Raw genomic sequence first — 17,109 nt, forward strand, 5'->3', positions numbered from 1 at the left:
ACGCCGCGCCCGTGCACCTCGCGACCCCAGGGAGTTCCGTGACCCACGCCCCGACCGCCGCCACCCCGTTCCCGCTTCCGTCGCCGACCGCCCAGGCCGAGCGCCTGATCGAGCTCGGCGTGCACGAGATCGCGGGGCTCGACGCCGCCGCGCTGCGCGCCTTCGCCAAGGAGGCCGAGGACGCGGGCGAGCAGGACTCGCTGCTCACCGTCCACCCGGACCTGGCTCCCGCCTCCGCGCTGGCGCCGCTGCTGCAGCGCGAGGACAAGGCCGGGTTCGTGGTCGTCGACATGCACGACGTCGACGAGTTCGCGCCGCTGGACGGGATCACCGTCCCCGACGGCCCGCTCCATCTGCTCTCCGCCGTCGACCGCGGCGACGACATGGCCAACTGGACCCCGGACGAGGCCCTTCCCGCCCTCACCGAGCGGGGCCGCACCCCGCTGCTGCTGACCGAGGGCATCCACTGGGTGCTCCAGCAGCCCGCGGTCCTCGAGCGCAATCAGTGCTTCATGACGATCGGCTCCCGGCTGCGCAAGGCGAACGGCACGCTGGACGCCCGCACCCCGGCGATCTGGATCAGCAACGGCACGGGCCGGGACGGCCGCGAGCGCCGCGACGCCCCGAAGGTCGGCTGGTGCTGGGCGGGCAACCGGCACACGTGGCTGGGCTTCGGGTCGGCGGCGGGCCGGGCCTGAGCCTCACCGGCACAGGGCCGTGTCCACCAGCTTCTCCATCCGCTGCTGCGTGGCACGGCCCGGCTGCGTCGTGACGGCGACGCTCGCGGCGCGGCCGTCCTCGGTGACGCCGACCCGGCTCTCGTAGCCGGTCATGCTGCCGCCGTGGCCCCAGGAGACGCCGCCGCACGACAGCGGGGTGCTCACGAGCCCGAGGCCGTAACGGGCCCCGGCCGGGAAGGGGGACCCGGCGGGGACCGTGTGCCGCATCCGGGCGAGCTGGGGCTGGGGCAGCAGCCGGCCGGAGAGCAGGGCGCCGAAGAACCGGTCGAGGTCGGAGGGGGTGGAGACCAGCTCGCCCGCGGCCCAGGCCCAGGACGGGTCCCATTCCGTCGCGTCGACCAGGGGCGTGCCCGGCGCGTCCTGGTAGTAGCCCTTGGGATGGGCCTCCCTGAGCGCCGTCTCGCCCGGGGCCGGGAAGTAGGTGTGGCGCAGCCCCGCACGCCGGATGACGTGCCGCTCCAGCTCCTCGGCGAGGGGGCGGCCGGTGACCTTCTCCACGAGCAGGCCTGCGACCACGTAGTTGGTGTTGCTGTACTCCCACTTCTCGCCGGGGGCGAAGTGGGCCTGGTGACGCAGCGCGCGGTCGAGGAGTTCGCGGGGCGTGTACGGGCGGACCTCGTCGTCCAGGTACTCGCTGTAGTTGGGCAGTCCGCTGGTCTGCTGGAGGAGGTGGCGCACCTTGATGCGGTGTCCGTCGATCCCGTCGCCGCGCAGCAGTCCGGGCAGGTAGTCGTCGACCCCGGCGTCGAGGGAGACGCGGTGCTCGGCGACCAGTTGCAGGACGCGCACCGCCGTGAACGTCTTGGTGTTGCTGCCGACGCGCACCTGCCCGTCGTGCGGCACGGGTTCGCCGGTCGTCACGTCGGCGACGCCCGCGGTGTAGGTGCGGGTGCCGCCGTCGCGGCCGGTGACGCTCGCCAGCGAGCCGGGGACCCCGTCGGACCGCACCAGCGCGTCGAGTCCCTGCTGCACCGGGTCCGGGTGCGGGGCGGCCGACACGGTGGTCGGCGCGAGCGCGGCGGCCGTCATGAGGCCGACGAGCGCCATGGCGGTGCGGCCGCGCGACCGTCGTGGGGCCGGGCTCTGCTTGCGTCCTTGCACGCGCACGGGTCAACTCCTGGGAGGAATACGGCGATCGGCAGCGGTTCGTGCCGGTCCCAGCATGTCCCGGGATGATCAAGGGGGGCGATCCTGCCAGCCACCCGGGCGCGGGTGGGGACAGCCCCCGGTCGGACCGCGGGTCTCCTACAGGTCGCCCGTACAGGCCCCGCTACAGGCCGCCCATCGGCTCCGGGTCCACCTTCACCGGCGTCCCCCACACCCGCACGACCTCGTAGTCCGTGAACTCGTGCACCAAGCGGTACGCCATCGCCGCGTCCGGCCGGCGGCGCTGCGCGGCCAGGTACAGGTCCGCCTCGCGCCGGTCGTGGCGCGGGGTGCCGCACAGCTGCCACACCTGCCCGTTCCACATCTCCGGGAGCCAGCGCTGCTGGGGCTGGGGGCGGTCCTCCCGCGTCCCGTAGCGGGACATCACGGGGCGCTGCTCGGCATCCGGGCGGGCGGGCCCTCCCGCGTACTCCGAGCGGCGCGCCTTGCGGCGGCGGGTCTCGCAGATCAGGCAGAGGTCGGGGGCGGAGGCGTCCACCGCCCCGTTCGGATGCTCGGCGCAGCGGGTCGTCGGCGCCGCGCCCGTGGCCGTGTCCTCCAGGAGGTCGAGGGCTCTCTTCAGATCGCCCCGCCACTCGTGGAGCTTGTCCTGCGGCGTGTCCGCGGTGATCTCCTGCCCGTGCTCCCCGAGCACGCGCAGGGCGCGGCCGAGAGCGGTGAGCTGCGCGTGATTCACCTGTCCACCATCCTGTCCGCCGCCATCTCGACTGTCACGCCGTCCGCCGTCGCCGTCATGCCCTCCGCCGCCATCTCGGCTGTCACGTCGGCCACCAAGCCCGCCGACACGCCCGTCGACATGTCAGCCGCCGTGCCCGCCGCCGTGTCCACCACCACGTCCGTGCCGGGGCGCCGTCCCTCGTTACCCATGCCGTCCACCATCCCACGGCCCACTGACAACTCCCCCGCACCCGCCGCGCCCGCCCGCACCCGCCCGCCCGCACCCGCCCGCACCCGCTCCCCGTCGGTCACGATCCGGTCACGACAACCGGAACCCCCCTTGCCGACAACCCGTGTAATCGATTCCAATCCCTCATACCGATCGATGTAATCGATTCCATGCAGCCACAAGGAGGTGGTCTGTGATGTCTTCGAACGCGAGCATCAAGGACGTCGCAGCCGCGGCCGGCGTCTCCGTCGCCACGGTCTCCCGGGTCCTCAACAGCCACCCGTCCGTCAGCCCGGACGCGCGCACCCGCGTCCTGGCCGCCGTGGAGTCGCTCGGCTACCGGCCCAACGCCGTCGCCCGCTCCCTGCGCACCGACCAGACCCGCACCCTCGGCCTGGTCATCAGCGACGTGCTGAACCCGTACTTCACCGAGCTGGCCCGCTCCGTCGAGGAGGAGGCCCGCGCGCTCGGCTACAGCGTCATCATCGGGAACGCCGACGAGCGGCCCGACCTCCAGGACCACCACGTACGGACCCTGCTCGACCGGCGGATCGACGGGCTGCTCGTCTCCCCCACCGACGGCGGCTCCCCGCTGATGCTGGACGCGGCCAGGGCCGGGACGCCGATGGTGTTCGTGGACCGGTGGATCCCCGGCGTCGACGTGCCCGTCGTGCGCTCCGACGGCCGCGCCGCCATCCGCGACCTGGTCGCGCACCTGCACCGGCTCGGGCACCGCAGGCTCGCCATCATCGCGGGCCCGGCCGCCACCACGACGGGCAGCGAGCGCGTCGCCGCGTTCCGGGAGGCGCTCGCCTCGTACGCGCTCGAGCTGCCGGACGCCTACATCGGACAGGGCGACTTCCAGGCGGACAGCGGGCGGCGGGTGACCGAGGGGTTCCTCGACCTGCCCGAGCCGCCCGAAGTCGTGTTCGCCGCCGACAACTTGATGGCCCTGGGCGCCCTCGACGCGATCCGCGCGCGCGGGCTGCGCGTTCCGCACGACGTCGCGCTCGCCGCGTTCGACGACATCCGCTGGTTCGTGCACACGGATCCGCCGGTCACGGCGATCGCCCAGCCGACCGCCGAGCTCGGCCGGGCCGCCGTGCGTGCCCTCGTGGACCGCATCGAGGGGCGCACTCCCGCGTCGGTCACCCTCCCCGCCCACCTCGTCGTACGCCGGTCGTGCGGCGAACCCCCGCACCCGCCCGCCTTAACGACCTCAAAGACCTCAACCACCTCGACCACCTCAACCACCTCGACCACCTCAACGGCCTCAATGGAGAGGAGCAGCGAGTGAGCAGCCCCGAGGAGCCACGCCCCGACGAACTGCTGCGCATCGAAGGGATACGCAAGACCTTCCCCGGAGTCGTCGCGCTCGACAGCGTCGACTTCGATCTGCGCCGCGGCGAGGTGCACGTCCTGCTCGGCGAGAACGGAGCCGGCAAGAGCACGCTGATCAAGATGCTCTCCGGCGCGTACACGCCCGACGAAGGGCGCATCTACGTAGGCGGCGAAAAAGTCCGCATTCAGGGTGCGCAGGAGGCCGAGCGGCTCGGGATCGCCACCATCTACCAGGAGTTCAACCTCGTCCCCGACCTGACCGTCGCCGAGAACATCTTCCTGGGGCGCCAGCCGCGCCGCTTCGGTCTGATCGACCGGAAGCGGATGGAGGCCGACGCCGAGGCGCTCCTCGCGCGCGTGGGCGTGAACGTGTCGCCACGCGCTCGTGTCCGTGAACTGGGCATCGCCCGGCTCCAGATGGTCGAGATCGCGAAGGCGCTGAGCCTGGACGCCCGCGTCCTGATCATGGACGAGCCGACGGCCGTGCTCACCTCGGAGGAGGTCGAGAAGCTCTTCGCGATCGTGCGCTCGCTGCGCGAGGACGGCGTCGGCGTCGTGTTCATCACGCACCACCTGGAGGAGATCGCGGCGCTCGGCGACCGGGTCACCGTCATCCGTGACGGTCGCAGCGTCGGACAGGTCCCGGCCTCGACGCCCGAGGACGAGCTCGTGCGCCTCATGGTGGGTCGGTCGATCGAGCAGCAGTACCCGCGGGAACGACCCGACACCGGTGGCGCGTTGCTGAAGGTGGAGGGGCTGACGCGGGGCGGTGTCTTCCATGACGTGAGCTTCGAGGTGCGGGCCGGTGAGGTCGTCGGCATCGCCGGGCTCGTGGGAGCCGGGCGCACGGAGGTCGTGCGGGCCGTCTTCGGGGCCGATCCGTACGACGAGGGCTCGGTGGAGGTCGCCGGACGCCCCCTGCGCCGCCACGACGTGAACGCGGCGATGGCGGCCGGCGTCGGTCTCGTCCCCGAGGACCGCAAGGGCCAGGGCCTCGTCCTCGACCAGTCGGTGGAGGAGAACCTGGGGCTGGTGACGCTGCGCTCCGCGACCCGCGCCGGGTTCGTGGACCGCACCGCGCAGCACACGGCCGCCGAGCGCATCGCCGGTCAACTGGGCGTCAGAATGGCCGGGTTGGGCCAGCACGTGCGGACGCTGTCCGGCGGCAACCAGCAGAAGGTCGTCATCGGCAAGTGGCTCCTCGCCGACATCAAGGTGCTGATCCTCGACGAGCCGACGCGCGGCATCGACGTCGGCGCGAAGGTCGAGATCTACCAGCTCATCAACGAACTGACCGCGGCCGGACACGCCGTGCTGATGATCTCCAGCGATCTGCCCGAGGTGCTCGGCATGAGCGACCGCGTGCTGGTGATGGCACAGGGCCGGATCGCCGGTGAGCTCGATGCCGCCGACGCCACTCAGGACTCCGTGATGGCCCTCGCCGTCAGCAACACCACCTCCACGACCGACGAAAGCGAGGCCCGTCGTGGCCACTGACACGCTCAAGAGCACCCCGGGCACCAGTGGTGCCGCGTCGCTGCGCAAGCTCCTGCTCGACAACGGCGCACTGACCGCCCTGATCGTCCTCGTCATCGCCCTTTCCGCGCTGTCCGGGGACTTCCTGACCACCGACAACCTGCTCAACATCGGCGTCCAGGCGGCCGTGACCGCCATCCTCGCCTTCGGCGTCACCTTCGTGATCGTCGCGGCGGGCATCGACCTGTCGGTCGGTTCGGTGGCCGCGCTGTCGGCGACCGTGCTGGCGTGGAGCGCCACCCAGCACGGGGTGCCGGTCGTGCTGGCCGTCGTCCTCGCCGTCGCGACGGGCATCGTCGCCGGTCTCGTCAACGGCTTCCTGATCGCGTACGGGAAACTGCCGCCGTTCATCGCGACGCTCGCCATGCTGTCGGTGGGCCGCGGTCTGGCGCTCGTCATCTCCGACGGTTCGCCGATCCCGTTCCCCGACTCGGTCTCGCACCTCGGTGACACGCTGGGCGGCTGGCTGCCGGTGCCCGTCCTCGTGATGGTCGTGATGGGTCTGGTCGCCGCCGTGGTCCTCGGTCGTACGTACATCGGCCGTGCCATGTACGCGATCGGCGGCAACGAGGAGGCCGCCCGGCTCTCCGGCCTGCGCGTGAAGAAGCAGAAGCTCGTCATCTACGCGCTGTCGGGTCTGTTCGCGGCCGCCGCGGGCATCGTGCTCGCCTCCCGGCTCTCGTCCGCGCAGCCGCAGGCCGCCGACGGGTACGAGCTGGACGCGATCGCCGCGGTCGTCATCGGCGGCGCCTCGCTGGCCGGCGGTACGGGCAAGGCGTCCGGCACGCTCATCGGCGCGCTGATCCTCGCGGTGCTGCGCAACGGCCTCAACCTCCTTTCCGTGTCCGCGTTCTGGCAGCAGGTCGTCATCGGCGTCGTCATCGCGCTCGCGGTGCTGCTCGACACCCTGCGCCGCAAGGCCGGGGCCTCGCCCGTCACCACCGGGGGCGGCGGCAACAAGGGCAGGCAGGCGGCGACGTACGGGCTCGCGGCGGTCGTCACCGTCGCGATCGTGGGCGCCACCTCCTTCCTGCACGGCGGTACGTCCGACTCCGGCAAGCCGAAGATCGGGCTCTCGCTGTCCACGCTCAACAACCCGTTCTTCGTGCAGATCCGGGCGGGCGCCCAGGCCGAGGCCAAGAAGCTGGGCGTGGACCTGACCGTCACCGACGCCCAGAACGACGCCTCGCAGCAGGCCAACCAGATGCAGAACTTCACGAGTTCGAGCCTGGACGCGATCATCCTCAACCCGGTGGACTCGGCCGCAGCGAGCAACTCGGTGAAGGCCGCCAACACGTCCGACATGCCTGTCGTCGCCGTCGACCGCGGCGTCGAGAAGGCGAAGGTCGCCACGCTCGTCGCCTCCGACAACGTCGCGGGCGGTGAGCTCGCCGCGAAGACGATGGCCGAGAAGCTGGGCGGCACCGGCAAGATCGTGATCCTGCAGGGGCAGGCCGGGACGTCCGCGGCCCGGGAGCGCGCGGCCGGCTTCGCGAAGGGCCTCAAGGCCTACCCGGGCATCGAGGTCCTCGCCCAGCAGCCCGCCGACTTCGACCGCACCAAGGGGCTCGACGTGATGTCGAACCTGCTCCAGGCCCACCCGGACGTCCAGGGCGTCATCGCCGCCAACGACGAGATGGCCCTCGGCGCGATCAAGGCGCTCGGCTCGAAGGCCGGCAAGTCCGTCCCCGTCATCGGCTTCGACGGCGAGGCCGACGGCATCAAGGCGGTCGAGGCGGGCACGATGTACGCCTCCGTGGCGCAGCAGCCGCGCGAGCTCGGCGAGATCGCCGTGCAGAACGCGGTGCGGGCCGCGCAGGGCAAGAAGATCGCCGACGCCGTGAAGGTGCCGGTGAAGGTCGTGACGTCGAAGAACGCCGCCGACTTCGAGTGATCCGCCCCGGTTGGCATGTCCCGGGTTGGCATATCTTCGGGGGATGTACGGGTGCGAGTGATGCACAGGTGCGAGTGATGCACGGGTGCGGGTGATGCACGAGTGATGTACGCAGAAGGGCTGAGCATGAGCACGTATGACCTCCTCGTCGTGGGGTCGGCCAACGCCGACCTGGTGGTGGGCGTCGAGCGCCGTCCCGGTGCCGGGGAGACCGTTCTCGGCTCCGACCTGGTCGTCCACCCGGGCGGCAAGGGCGCCAATCAGGCGGTCGCCGCCGCCAGGCTGGGCGCGCGCACCGCGCTGCTCGCACGGGTCGGCGACGACGGGCACGGCGCGCTGCTGCGCGAGTCGATGGAGTCGGCGGGCGTCGACACGTCCGGCGTGCTGGTCGGCGGGGCACCCACGGGCGTCGCACTGATCACGGTGGACCCGTCGGGCGACAACAGCATCGTGGTGTCGCCGGGGGCCAACGGCCGCCTGACGCCGGACGACGTACGGGCCGCGCGCGAGCTGTTCGCCGCCGCGCCCGTCGTCTCCACGCTCCTGGAGATCCCGCTGGAGACGGTCGCCGAGGTCGCCCGCTCGCTGGCCGACGGGGCGCGGCTCGTGCTGAACCCGTCGCCGCCCGCGCCGCTGCCCGACGAGGTGCTCTCCGTGTGCGACCCGCTGATCGTGAACGAGCACGAGGCGAAGGTCATTCTCGGTACGGACCTGGGGGCGTCCCCCGAGGACTGGGCGCGGCAGCTGCTCGCGCTCGGCCCGCGTTCGGTGGTCGTCACGCTCGGGGCGGAGGGTGCGCTCGTCGCCGACGCGGCGGGCTCGCAGCGGGTGGCGTCGGTGAAGGTGAAGGCCGTGGACACCACGGGTGCGGGCGACGCCTTCACGGCGGCGCTCGCGTGGCGGCTGGGCACGGGCGAGTCCCTCGCCGAGGCCGCGGCCTACGCGGCGCGGGTCGGCGCCGCCGCCGTCACCAAGGAGGGCGCCCAGGCGTCGTACCCGACCGCGGACGAGGTCGCCGCGCTGTGAAGAGGTCCGGCATCCTCAATCGTCATCTGGCGGGCGCCATAGCCGAGTTGGGGCACGGGGACGGGGTCCTGGTGTGCGACGCGGGGCTGCCGATCCCGCCCGGGCCGCGCGTCGTCGACCTCGCCTTCCGGGCCGGGGTGCCGTCGTTCGCCGAGGTGCTCGACGGGCTGCTCGACGAGCTGGTGGTCGAGTCCGGCACCGCGGCCCGCGAGGTGCGCTCGGCGAACCCGGCGGCGGCCGGTCTGCTCCAGGAGCGGGTGCCGTCCCTCGGCTTCGTCACGCACGAGGAGCTGAAGGCGCTGACCTCGGGTGCGCGGCTCGTCGTACGGACCGGGGAGGCGCGGCCCTACGCGAACGTGCTGCTGCGCTGCGGAGTGTTCTTCTGAGGTCCCGCAGGGTGCAGGAGCGGCGAGGGGCCCGGTCCGCGGACCGGGCCCCTCGGGCTTACCCCCTCCTGCGTCAGAACTTCCCAGATCCCCCCAGATCCCCCTCCAAAAGTTCTGACGCACGCTAGACACGTCCCGCCCCGGAAAGGTTGCACGGGGCCGGGCGGATTTCTTTCAAGAATTTTCAGCGTGCCGACATAACGGGGCAGCCTTAGCGTTTGGGGCATGAGCGAAGAATCTACGTCCCCTACGTCCCCGTCATTCGAGCAGGACGTCATCGCCGAGCTGGGCGACGACAAGCTGCAGGAGCTCGCGGGCCTGCTCGGCACGGACGCCGCCGGTGCGCAGAGCGTCGTGGGCAGCACCGTCTCGGAGCTCTCCGGCGCGATCTCCGAGGCCGAGGAGAGCGCGCAGGAGCCACCCCTGCAGGGCGTCGCCACGCTGGGCGGGCTCGGCGGGATGGCCTCCGGCGGGCTGATGGCGGGCGTGCTGGCGAAGATGAGCCGGCCGGTGGCGAACGCCGTCGCCAAGAAGACGGGGCTGCCCGCGGCGAACGTGGCCCGGGGCATCGAGATGCTGATCCCCATCGTGCTCGCGGTGGTGGCGAAGCGGGGAGCGGGTCGCAAATCAAGCCCCTCCGGCGATTGAGGAGCGGGGTCCGGGGCAGAGCCCCGGGACCTCAGCGCCGAAGGGGCCGCCAGATCTAAGCGTGCCGAGCGAATCGACCCGCTGTCTCCGCGAGAACTACGCGCCCGTCCCGCGCCCACAGCCCGTCATTGAACAGCTCGACCTCGATGGGCCCTGAGTACCCCGCGTCCTCCACGTACCGGCGCCACACCCGCATGTCGATCGCCCCGTCACCGATCTGCCCGCGCCCGTTGAGCACGCCCTCGGGCAGCGGCGTGGTCCAGTCGGCGAGCTGGAACGTGGCGATGCGCCCCTGCGCCCCCGCCCGCTCGATCTGCGCGGGCGCCCGGTCGTCCCACCAGATGTGGTACGTGTCCACGCACACGCCGACCTGCTGCGCGGGGAAGCGTTCCGCGATGTCCAGGGCCTGGCCCAGGGTCGACACGACGCAGCGGTCGGACGCGTACATCGGGTGCAGCGGCTCGATCGCGAGCTTCACGCCGCGCTCGGCGGCGTACGGACCGAGCTCGACGAGCGCGTCGGCGATCCGTTCCCGGGCGCCGTGCAGGTCGTACGAGCCGGCCGGGAGCCCGCCGGAGACGAGGACCAGGACGTCCGTGCCGAGGGTGGCGGCCTCTTCGACGGCCCGCTTGTTGTCGTCGATCGCCGCCCGGCGCGCGTCCGCGTCGATGGCGGTGAGGAAGCCGCCGCGGCAGTGCGTGGAGACGGCGAGACCGGCGTCGTTCAGCAGCTTGGCGGCGGCCTCGACGCCGTACGCCTGGACGGGCTCGCGCCAGGTGCCGACGTGCTGGACACCCAACTCGACGCAGGCGTCGACGAGTTCGGGCAGGCTGAGCTGCTTCACGGTCATCTGGTTGATGGAGAAGCGCGGATCGGCGGTCACGGTCATCCGGTCACTCCGTACAGGGCGAGCAGGTTCTTCATGCGGGACTCGGCGAGCTCCGGGTTCGGGAACAGGCCGAGGCCGTCGGCGAGTTCGTAGGCGCGCGCGAAGTGCGGCAGTGAGCGCGCGGACTGGAGGCCGCCGACCATCGTGAAGTGGTCCTGGTGGCCGGAGAGCCAGGCCAGGAAGACGACGCCGGTCTTGTAGAAGCGGGTCGGCGCCTGGAAGAGGTGGCGCGACAACTCGACGGTGGGGTCGAGGAGTTCGCGGAATCCCTTCGCGTCACCCGTGTCGAGGACGCGGACCGCCTGGGCGGCGAGCGGGCCCAGCGGGTCGAAGACGCCGAGCAGGGCGTGCGAGAACCCGCGGTCGTCGCCCGCGATCAGCTCGGGGTAGTTGAAGTCGTCGCCGGTGTAGCAGCGCACCCCCTTCGGCAGGCGGCGGCGCAGGTCGACCTCGCGCCGGGCGTCGAGGAGGGAGACCTTGATGCCGTCGACCTTGTCCGGGTGCGCGGCGATGACCTCGAGGAACGTCTCGGTCGCGGCGTCCAGGTCGGCGGAGCCCCAGTAGCCGTCGAGCGCCGGGTCGAACATGGGGCCGAGCCAGTGCAGGACGACCGGCTCGGCGGCCTGGCGCAGCAGGTGGCCGTAGACCTCGAGGTAGTCCTCGGGGCCCCGGGCGACGGCGGCGAGCGCGCGGGACGCCATGAGGATGGCCTGCGCGCCCGCCTCCTCGACGAGCGCGAGCTGCTCCTCGTAGGCGGCGCGCACCTGCGCCAAGTCCTGGGCGGGGCCGGTCAGTTGGTCGGTGCCGACGCCGCACGCGATGCGCCCGCCGACCGCCTTCGCCTCGGCCGCGGAGCGCGTGATGAGCTCGGCGGCACCGGCCCAGTCCAGGCCCATGCCGCGCTGCGCGGTGTCCATGGCCTCGGCGACGCCGAGGCCGTGCGACCACAGGTGGCGGCGGAAGGCGAGGGTGGCGTCCCAGTCGACGGCGGCCGGCGAGTCCGGGGTCGTGTCGGCGAACGGATCGGCGACGACGTGGGCCGCGGAGAAGACGACGCGGGAGGAGAGGGGCGCACCGGTGTCGAAGGCGAGAGGCTCGGCGCGAGGTACGTAGGACCTCAACACCCCACCACTGTCGGGAAGTTGGATCGTCACAGCGTGATCTCCGGTACGTCGATGCGGCGGCCCTCGGCGGACGACTGCAGGCCGAGCTCGGCGAGCTGGACGCCGCGGGCGCCGGCCAGCAGGTCCCAGTGGTAGGGCGTGCCGGTGTAGACGTGCTTGAGGAAGAGCTCCCACTGCGCCTTGAAGCCGTTGTCGAACTCGGCGTTGTCGGGCACTTCCTGCCACTGGTCGCGGAAGGAGTAGGTGGCGGGGATGTCCGGGTTCCACACCGGCTTCGGCGTCGAACTGCGGTGCTGGACACGGCAGTTGCGCAGCCCGGCGACAGCGGACCCCTCGGTGCCGTCCACCTGGAACTCCACGAGCTCGTCCCGGTTGACGCGCACGGCCCAGGAGGAGTTGATCTGCGCGACCGCGCCGCCGTCGAGCTCGAAGATGCCGTACGCGGCGTCGTCGGCGGTGGCGTCGTACGGCTTGCCGTTCTCGTCCCAGCGCTGCGGGATGTGCGTGGTGATCAGCGCCTGCACGGAGGCGACGCGGCCGAACAGCTCGTGCAGGACGTACTCCCAGTGCGGGAACATGTCGACGACGATGCCGCCGCCGTCCTCGCTGCGGTAGTTCCAGCTCGGCCGCTGGGCCTCCTGCCAGTCACCTTCGAAGACCCAGTAGCCGAACTCGCCCCGCACGGACAGGATCTTGCCGAAGAAGCCGCCGTCGATGAGGCGCTTCAGCTTGAGCAGGCCCGGCAGGAAGATCTTGTCCTGGACGACGCCGGACTTGACCCCGGCGGCCTTGGCGAGCCGGGCCAGTTCGAGCGCGCCCTCGAGGCCCGTCGCGGTCGGCTTCTCGGTGTAGACGTGCTTGCCGGCGGCGATCGCCTTCTTGAGGACCTCCTCGCGGCCCGAGGTCATCGCGGCGTCGAAGAAGATGTCGATGCTGTCGTCGGCGAGTACGGCGTCCACGTCGGTGGAGATGTTCGCCTCGTCGAGGCCGTGCTTCGCGGCGAGGGCCTTCAGGGCGTGCTCGCGGCGCCCGACGAGCACGGGCTCGGGCCACAGCACCGTACCGTCGCCGAGGTCGAGTCCGCCCTGGTCGCGCAGGGCGAGGAGGGAACGGACGAGGTGCTGGCGGTAGCCCATGCGCCCCGTCACACCGTTCATGGCGATGCGCACCGTCTTGCGTGTCACGTCTGTCCCTTCGTCCAGCCACCCATACGCGGCATACGCGAATCAGCGCTTGCCGAATCCTGCGTAGCAAGCGCTTTCTATGTGAGAAGAAGCTAGCCTCTGCACAGCCGCTCGGACAAGAGCGGATACCGGACCGGATACGAGGATGACTCGATGACCGTGACCCTGGCGGACGTGGCCGCCCGCGCGCAGGTGTCCCCCGCCACCGTCTCCCGCGTCCTGAACGGCAACTATCCGGTCGCCGCGGCCACGCGCGAGCGCGTGCTGAAGGCGGTGGACGAACTCGACTACGTCCTCAACGGCCCGGCCAGCGCCCTCGCCGCGGCCACCTCCGACCTGGTCGGCGTCCTCGTCAACGACATCGCCGACCCCTTCTTCGGGATCATGGCGTCCGCGGTGCAGTCCGAGATCGTCGGCCCGGGCGGCCGGGCGGGCGGCGAGCGCCTCGCGGTGGTCTGCAACACGGGCGGCTCCCCGGAGCGCGAGCTGACGTATCTGACGTTGTTGCAGCGCCAGCGCGCGGCGGCGGTCGTCCTGACGGGCGGAGCGATCGAGGACGAGGCCCATGTGGCCGCCGTGGCAAGCAAGTTGAGGCGCCTGTCGGAGGCGGGCACCCGGGTCGTGCTGTGCGGGCGGCCGCCGGTGCCCGAGACGGACGCGGTGGCACTGACCTTCGACAACCGGGGCGGCGCCCGGGAGTTGACCCACCACCTGCTCACCCTCGGCCACCGCCGCATCGGCTACGTGGCGGGCCCCGAGGAACGCACGACGACGCGCCACCGCCTGGAGGGCCACCGCGAGGCGCTCGCGGACGCGGGCGTGACGGAGTCGGACGGCCTGGTGGCACACGGCTCGTACGACCGGGCCGCCGGGCACGCGGCGACGCGTGAACTCCTGCGCAGGCAGCCCCTGTTGACGGCGATCGTCGCGGCGAACGACACGGTGGCGCTCGGCGCGTGCGCGGCCCTGCGCGAGGCGGGCCTGCGCATCCCGGAGGACGTCTCGGTGGCGGGCTTCGACGACCTCCCCTTCAGCGTGGACGCGGTCCCGGCCCTGACGACGGTCCGCCTCCCCCTGGCGGAGGCGGCGGCGCGGGCGGGCCGCATCGCGATGGGCCGGGAGCCGGCGCCGGCCGGCGGGGTGGACGTGGTGCACGGGGAACTGATGGTGCGGGGGTCGACGGACGCACCGCGCACGAAGTGAGCGCCGCGCTGAACCTGTCCGGCTGAACCTGTCCGGCTGAACCTGTCCGGCTGAACCTGTCCATCGGCCTGGTGGCGATGGTGCCGCCGGGAGGTCCCCCTTGCCGTACTCGACGGCATGGCTTCGGCATTGTCTGTGATCCGTAACGATCCGGTACGGCCAGTGCGGAGTGGGGGGTTCCGCGGGCACACTCCCGGTGCATTGATCGTTGACCATGCGCATGACCACGTGCGCTGACATCGGGGGAAAGACCATGCGTGCGATGCGCGGGAACATGAACAGGAACATGAAGCAGTACGCCCTGGGCGTGGCCGTCGTGGCCGCGCTGAGCGTGACCACCGCGTGCGGGCCGAGCGAGGACGACGGGAAGGCGGGCAGTTCGGCCAGTCCGTCCGCCAGCGCGTCGGCGCCCACGAGTGCGTCGCCGTCCGCGAGTGCGCCGGACAAGACCGGCACGCCCGCCCCGATCAAGAGCGGCGAGGCCAACTCCGGTGGAGGCAACGGCGGTTCGAGCGGCGGGGACGACAAGGGCGACTGGGACTACGCGGACCGGCAGACCCCGCCGACCGGCTCGGTCTGCGATCACGGCGGGCAGGGGCCCTACGGGTCGATCGAGTCCGTCAACATGGGCGGCGAGAGCCCGTTCCCCGTGTTCGGTGTCGTGCTCGGCATGTACGAGTGCGGCGCCGAGGGTCCCAAGTTCGTGCCGTCCAGTGCGACCGGCGCCGCGACGAACGTGCTCGTCGACGACATCCACCTGAAGGTCGTCGTGGGCGGCAAGCTCGCCAGCGACCTGGGCACGAAGACGCCGAAGGCCAACGCGTTCATCGACCAGCTGGTCAAGATGGAGGACAGCGGCGAGCTCAAGGGGCCCAAGGCGCCCCAGTTCTACTTCCGGATCGACGCCCAGTCCGACGACGTGAACTCCATGCCGGAGGACGACTCCCACATCATCTACCTGTACCAGATCATCGACGGCGACTGAGGCCAGGTCGGGTCGGGGCTTGGCTACGCTGCGGCCATGACGATCAACGACGTGGCGTCGAGCGACGCCCAACTCGCCATATCCGCGGCCCGATCCGGGGCCGACGTGGTGCGCGAGATGTACGGGGCCTCGCTCGACCGGGTCGACAAGGGCGGTGGCGACTTCGCCACCGCCGCCGACCTCGCCGCCGAGGAGGCCATCCTCGCCGTACTCCGCCGCGCTCGACCCGGTGACGCCGTCGTCGGTGAAGAGAGCGGCGCGAGTGGCGAAGGTGCCGCCGCGCGGCGGTGGTTCGTCGACCCACTGTGCGGGACGCTCAACTACGCCGTCCAGAACATGCTGGTCGGGGTGAACGTCGCCCTGCGGGTGGGCGGAGAGACCGTCGCCGCCGCTACGGCCGACCCGTTCAGCGGCGAGGTGTTCTGGACCGATGGCACGAGTACTGCCGTGCGACGCGGGGACAGTCACGGTGACGCGGCACTCGTCCCCTCCCCCGGCAGCCGACTCGTCGACGTCAATCTCGATCCCCCTTTCCTCTCCCCCTCCTTCCGCGGCACCCACCTCCTCGCCGACCCGCTCTTCGCCGCACACTTCCGACCCCGCGTCGTCTCCACCACCCTGGCCGTCGCCTGGGTCGCCGCCGGGCGCAGAGCCGCGTACGTCACCGACGGCGACCTGCGCGACAGCGTCCACTTCACCGCCGGGATCGCACTGTGCCGGGCGGCCGGGTGCGTGCTGAGCGGGATCGACGGCGAACCGGTACTGAGCGGCGCGAACGGCCTCGTGGCGGCGGCCGACGCGGAGACGCATGCCCTGTTGCTGAAGATCATTCGCAAGCAGGGCTGAAGTCCCGTGGCCGACTAGTCGCTTTCCGTGCGCCTGTCAATTACCTCCTTCAGGGAATACACACCCCTGCGATTCCTCCTCCACACTCGGTGCATGCGCCACACCGATCAGGAGGAAATCAGAAAGCGATCCCCGACAAGGTTGCGGCGGCGGGTAAGGCGGATATCTGTCGCTGCCGCCGCCGGGCTCACCGTTCTTTTCACCGTCGCGGCCTCCCCTGCCCATTCCGCGTTCACCTGTGATCTCACCTGGTTCTCCGGCGGGGTCGAATGGGTGTCGCCCGACATGGTCACCGGTGAGTGCCGGGGCACCAGCGCGGGCAGTGCGGAATGGGTGGGGTCCTATCCGCGCAGTTCGGAATGGGCCCTGTATTCCGCGCCGAACTGCGAGGGTTCGCTCGTCGCGCTCGGGTCCGGATACCGGGACTTCCGCCCGAACGAGGTCTTCTTCGCCTCTCTGAGGATGAACGCATGCAAGTAGCCATGACGGCCGGCGCGTTCGCGCTGGCGCTGACCCTCGGCATGTCGACGGCCGCCTCCGGCGCGGAGACGGCCTGCACGCTGCGGGTGAAGTCCGGGAATCTGACCAGCTATCGCGACGGGGTGACCCCGGGTACCTGTGTGGTGCCCTCGCTCCGGGACCACGTGGACAACATCGCCGCCGGGAACCGTGCGGGGTGGGGAAGTTGGGGCGTCTTCCGGGCCTCCGACTGCACCGGCACCGAAATCGCGGACGGCCTCGGCGAATCCGACTACATTCCGCCCCTCACCTTCGGCTCCATCCGCCTCTTCACTTGTCCGTGATGAACGTGACGAGCGCGGAGAGCGCGGAGAGCGCGGAGAGCGCGGATTTCAGGAGGTATGCATGACAGAAGACGTCCAACCGAGAGAATTCCTGTCCGCCCACGTCGAGACCGCGCTGGACGTCGCGTCCAAGGTATTCACGTGGGGCGACCTGAGTTACGGCGACTGCCATCAGACCAACGGCCGCATCGTGCTGTCCGACGACGGTACGGGCACGTGGAACTGCACCACCTGGACCGACGAGACGCACAGCGGTGACATCTGGCACTGCCGGTTCGAATTCCAGGACCAGTTCGGCAATCAGATCTTCGGTGTCCGGGCCGACAGCCCCGAGATGGACGACGGCGAGGGCGGCCCCTCTCCCCATTACGACTGGGGAATCCAGTTCCCCACCGACCCCGGGGAGGTGAGCCGCGTAGAGAGAGCCGTCCAGTTCTACAGCTGCTGAGCG

The 17,109-nt window shown here is 71.4% G+C and carries 19 protein-coding genes; 13 read left to right on the top strand and 6 right to left on the bottom strand.

Annotation, left to right across the window (positions count from 1 at the left end):
- Positions 1-38 precede the first annotated feature (38 nt).
- Positions 39-698 (top strand): DUF5701 family protein, encoded by a 660-nt coding sequence (locus ACIBUY_RS10060; protein ID WP_399152524.1) that lies wholly within the window; start codon positions 39-41, stop codon positions 696-698.
- Positions 699-701: 3 nt separating this feature from the next.
- Here the strand turns inward: ACIBUY_RS10060 and ACIBUY_RS10065 are convergent, their stop codons facing one another.
- From ACIBUY_RS10065 to ACIBUY_RS10075, 3 genes are all read right to left on the bottom strand, one after another.
- Positions 702-1,787 (bottom strand): serine hydrolase domain-containing protein, encoded by a 1,086-nt coding sequence (locus tag ACIBUY_RS10065; protein ID WP_399152525.1) that lies wholly within the window; start codon positions 1,785-1,787, stop codon positions 702-704.
- Between the two features lie 223 nt (positions 1,788-2,010).
- Positions 2,011-2,583 carry a hypothetical protein gene (locus ACIBUY_RS10070; protein ID WP_365563928.1) on the bottom strand — a complete coding sequence of 191 codons (573 nt, stop codon included), beginning with the start codon at positions 2,581-2,583 and terminating at the stop codon, positions 2,011-2,013.
- On the bottom strand, positions 2,580-2,876 hold the full coding sequence (locus tag ACIBUY_RS10075; protein WP_399152322.1) for a hypothetical protein: 297 nt from the start codon (positions 2,874-2,876) through the stop codon (positions 2,580-2,582). Before ACIBUY_RS10075 ends, ACIBUY_RS10070 begins: the two co-directional genes overlap by 4 nt.
- 113 nt (positions 2,877-2,989) lie before the next feature.
- Between ACIBUY_RS10075 and ACIBUY_RS10080 the strand changes: the two genes are divergently transcribed.
- The 6 genes from ACIBUY_RS10080 (at position 2,990) to ACIBUY_RS10105 (ending at position 9,624) form a co-directional block, all read left to right on the top strand.
- The gene (locus ACIBUY_RS10080) at positions 2,990-4,090 is read left to right on the top strand and encodes a LacI family DNA-binding transcriptional regulator (protein WP_365563924.1); all 1,101 of its coding nucleotides are present in this window, start codon (positions 2,990-2,992) and stop codon (positions 4,088-4,090) included.
- Positions 4,087-5,631 (top strand): sugar ABC transporter ATP-binding protein, encoded by a 1,545-nt coding sequence (locus ACIBUY_RS10085; protein ID WP_365563922.1) that lies wholly within the window; start codon positions 4,087-4,089, stop codon positions 5,629-5,631. Before ACIBUY_RS10080 ends, ACIBUY_RS10085 begins: the two co-directional genes overlap by 4 nt.
- Positions 5,621-7,564, top strand: a complete 1,944-nt coding sequence (locus tag ACIBUY_RS10090) for a substrate-binding domain-containing protein (protein ID WP_365563919.1) — start codon at positions 5,621-5,623, stop codon at positions 7,562-7,564. Before ACIBUY_RS10085 ends, ACIBUY_RS10090 begins: the two co-directional genes overlap by 11 nt.
- A gap of 126 nt (positions 7,565-7,690) precedes the next feature.
- The gene (locus ACIBUY_RS10095) at positions 7,691-8,590 is read left to right on the top strand and encodes a ribokinase (RefSeq protein WP_365563916.1); all 900 of its coding nucleotides are present in this window, start codon (positions 7,691-7,693) and stop codon (positions 8,588-8,590) included.
- The gene (gene rbsD / locus ACIBUY_RS10100) at positions 8,587-8,976 is read left to right on the top strand and encodes a D-ribose pyranase (RefSeq protein WP_399152323.1); all 390 of its coding nucleotides are present in this window, start codon (positions 8,587-8,589) and stop codon (positions 8,974-8,976) included. Before ACIBUY_RS10095 ends, rbsD begins: the two co-directional genes overlap by 4 nt.
- A gap of 225 nt (positions 8,977-9,201) precedes the next feature.
- Positions 9,202-9,624 (top strand): DUF937 domain-containing protein, encoded by a 423-nt coding sequence (locus ACIBUY_RS10105; RefSeq protein WP_365563911.1) that lies wholly within the window; start codon positions 9,202-9,204, stop codon positions 9,622-9,624.
- 55 nt (positions 9,625-9,679) lie between these two features.
- Here the strand turns inward: ACIBUY_RS10105 and ACIBUY_RS10110 are convergent, their stop codons facing one another.
- From ACIBUY_RS10110 to ACIBUY_RS10120, 3 genes are read right to left on the bottom strand one after another with little or no spacing between them, the layout of a single operon-like run.
- Positions 9,680-10,507 (bottom strand): sugar phosphate isomerase/epimerase family protein, encoded by an 828-nt coding sequence (locus ACIBUY_RS10110; protein WP_365564015.1) that lies wholly within the window; start codon positions 10,505-10,507, stop codon positions 9,680-9,682.
- 2 nt (positions 10,508-10,509) lie between these two features.
- The gene (locus tag ACIBUY_RS10115; RefSeq protein ID WP_399152324.1) at positions 10,510-11,667 is read right to left on the bottom strand and encodes a dihydrodipicolinate synthase family protein; all 1,158 of its coding nucleotides are present in this window, start codon (positions 11,665-11,667) and stop codon (positions 10,510-10,512) included.
- A complete protein-coding gene (locus tag ACIBUY_RS10120; protein WP_365563905.1) occupies positions 11,664-12,821 on the bottom strand; it encodes a Gfo/Idh/MocA family oxidoreductase in 1,158 nt (385 codons plus the stop codon). Before ACIBUY_RS10120 ends, ACIBUY_RS10115 begins: the two co-directional genes overlap by 4 nt.
- A 153-nt stretch (positions 12,822-12,974) precedes the next feature.
- Here ACIBUY_RS10120 and ACIBUY_RS10125 point away from each other — a divergent pair, with 153 nt between their 5' ends.
- The 6 genes from ACIBUY_RS10125 (at position 12,975) to ACIBUY_RS10150 (ending at position 17,106) form a co-directional block, all read left to right on the top strand.
- Positions 12,975-14,024: a LacI family DNA-binding transcriptional regulator gene (locus tag ACIBUY_RS10125; protein ID WP_365563902.1), complete on the top strand. Its 1,050-nt coding sequence runs from the start codon at positions 12,975-12,977 to the stop codon at positions 14,022-14,024.
- 262 nt (positions 14,025-14,286) lie between these two features.
- On the top strand, positions 14,287-15,009 hold the full coding sequence (locus ACIBUY_RS10130) for a hypothetical protein (RefSeq protein WP_365563888.1): 723 nt from the start codon (positions 14,287-14,289) through the stop codon (positions 15,007-15,009).
- A 36-nt stretch (positions 15,010-15,045) separates the two neighbouring features.
- Complete coding sequence (locus ACIBUY_RS10135) at positions 15,046-15,855, top strand: inositol monophosphatase family protein (protein WP_399152325.1); 810 nt, start codon at positions 15,046-15,048, stop codon at positions 15,853-15,855.
- 93 nt (positions 15,856-15,948) lie between these two features.
- The gene (locus ACIBUY_RS10140; RefSeq protein ID WP_399152326.1) at positions 15,949-16,335 is read left to right on the top strand and encodes a hypothetical protein; all 387 of its coding nucleotides are present in this window, start codon (positions 15,949-15,951) and stop codon (positions 16,333-16,335) included.
- On the top strand, positions 16,326-16,658 hold the full coding sequence (locus ACIBUY_RS10145) for a hypothetical protein (protein ID WP_399152327.1): 333 nt from the start codon (positions 16,326-16,328) through the stop codon (positions 16,656-16,658). Before ACIBUY_RS10140 ends, ACIBUY_RS10145 begins: the two co-directional genes overlap by 10 nt.
- Before the next feature lie 61 nt (positions 16,659-16,719).
- Positions 16,720-17,106, top strand: a complete 387-nt coding sequence (locus ACIBUY_RS10150; RefSeq protein WP_365563880.1) for a DUF6294 family protein — start codon at positions 16,720-16,722, stop codon at positions 17,104-17,106.
- Positions 17,107-17,109: the final 3 nt, after the last annotated feature.

The sequence above is a fragment of the Streptomyces sp. NPDC050085 genome, from assembly GCF_044460595.1.
GTDB lineage: Bacteria > Actinomycetota > Actinomycetes > Streptomycetales > Streptomycetaceae > Streptomyces.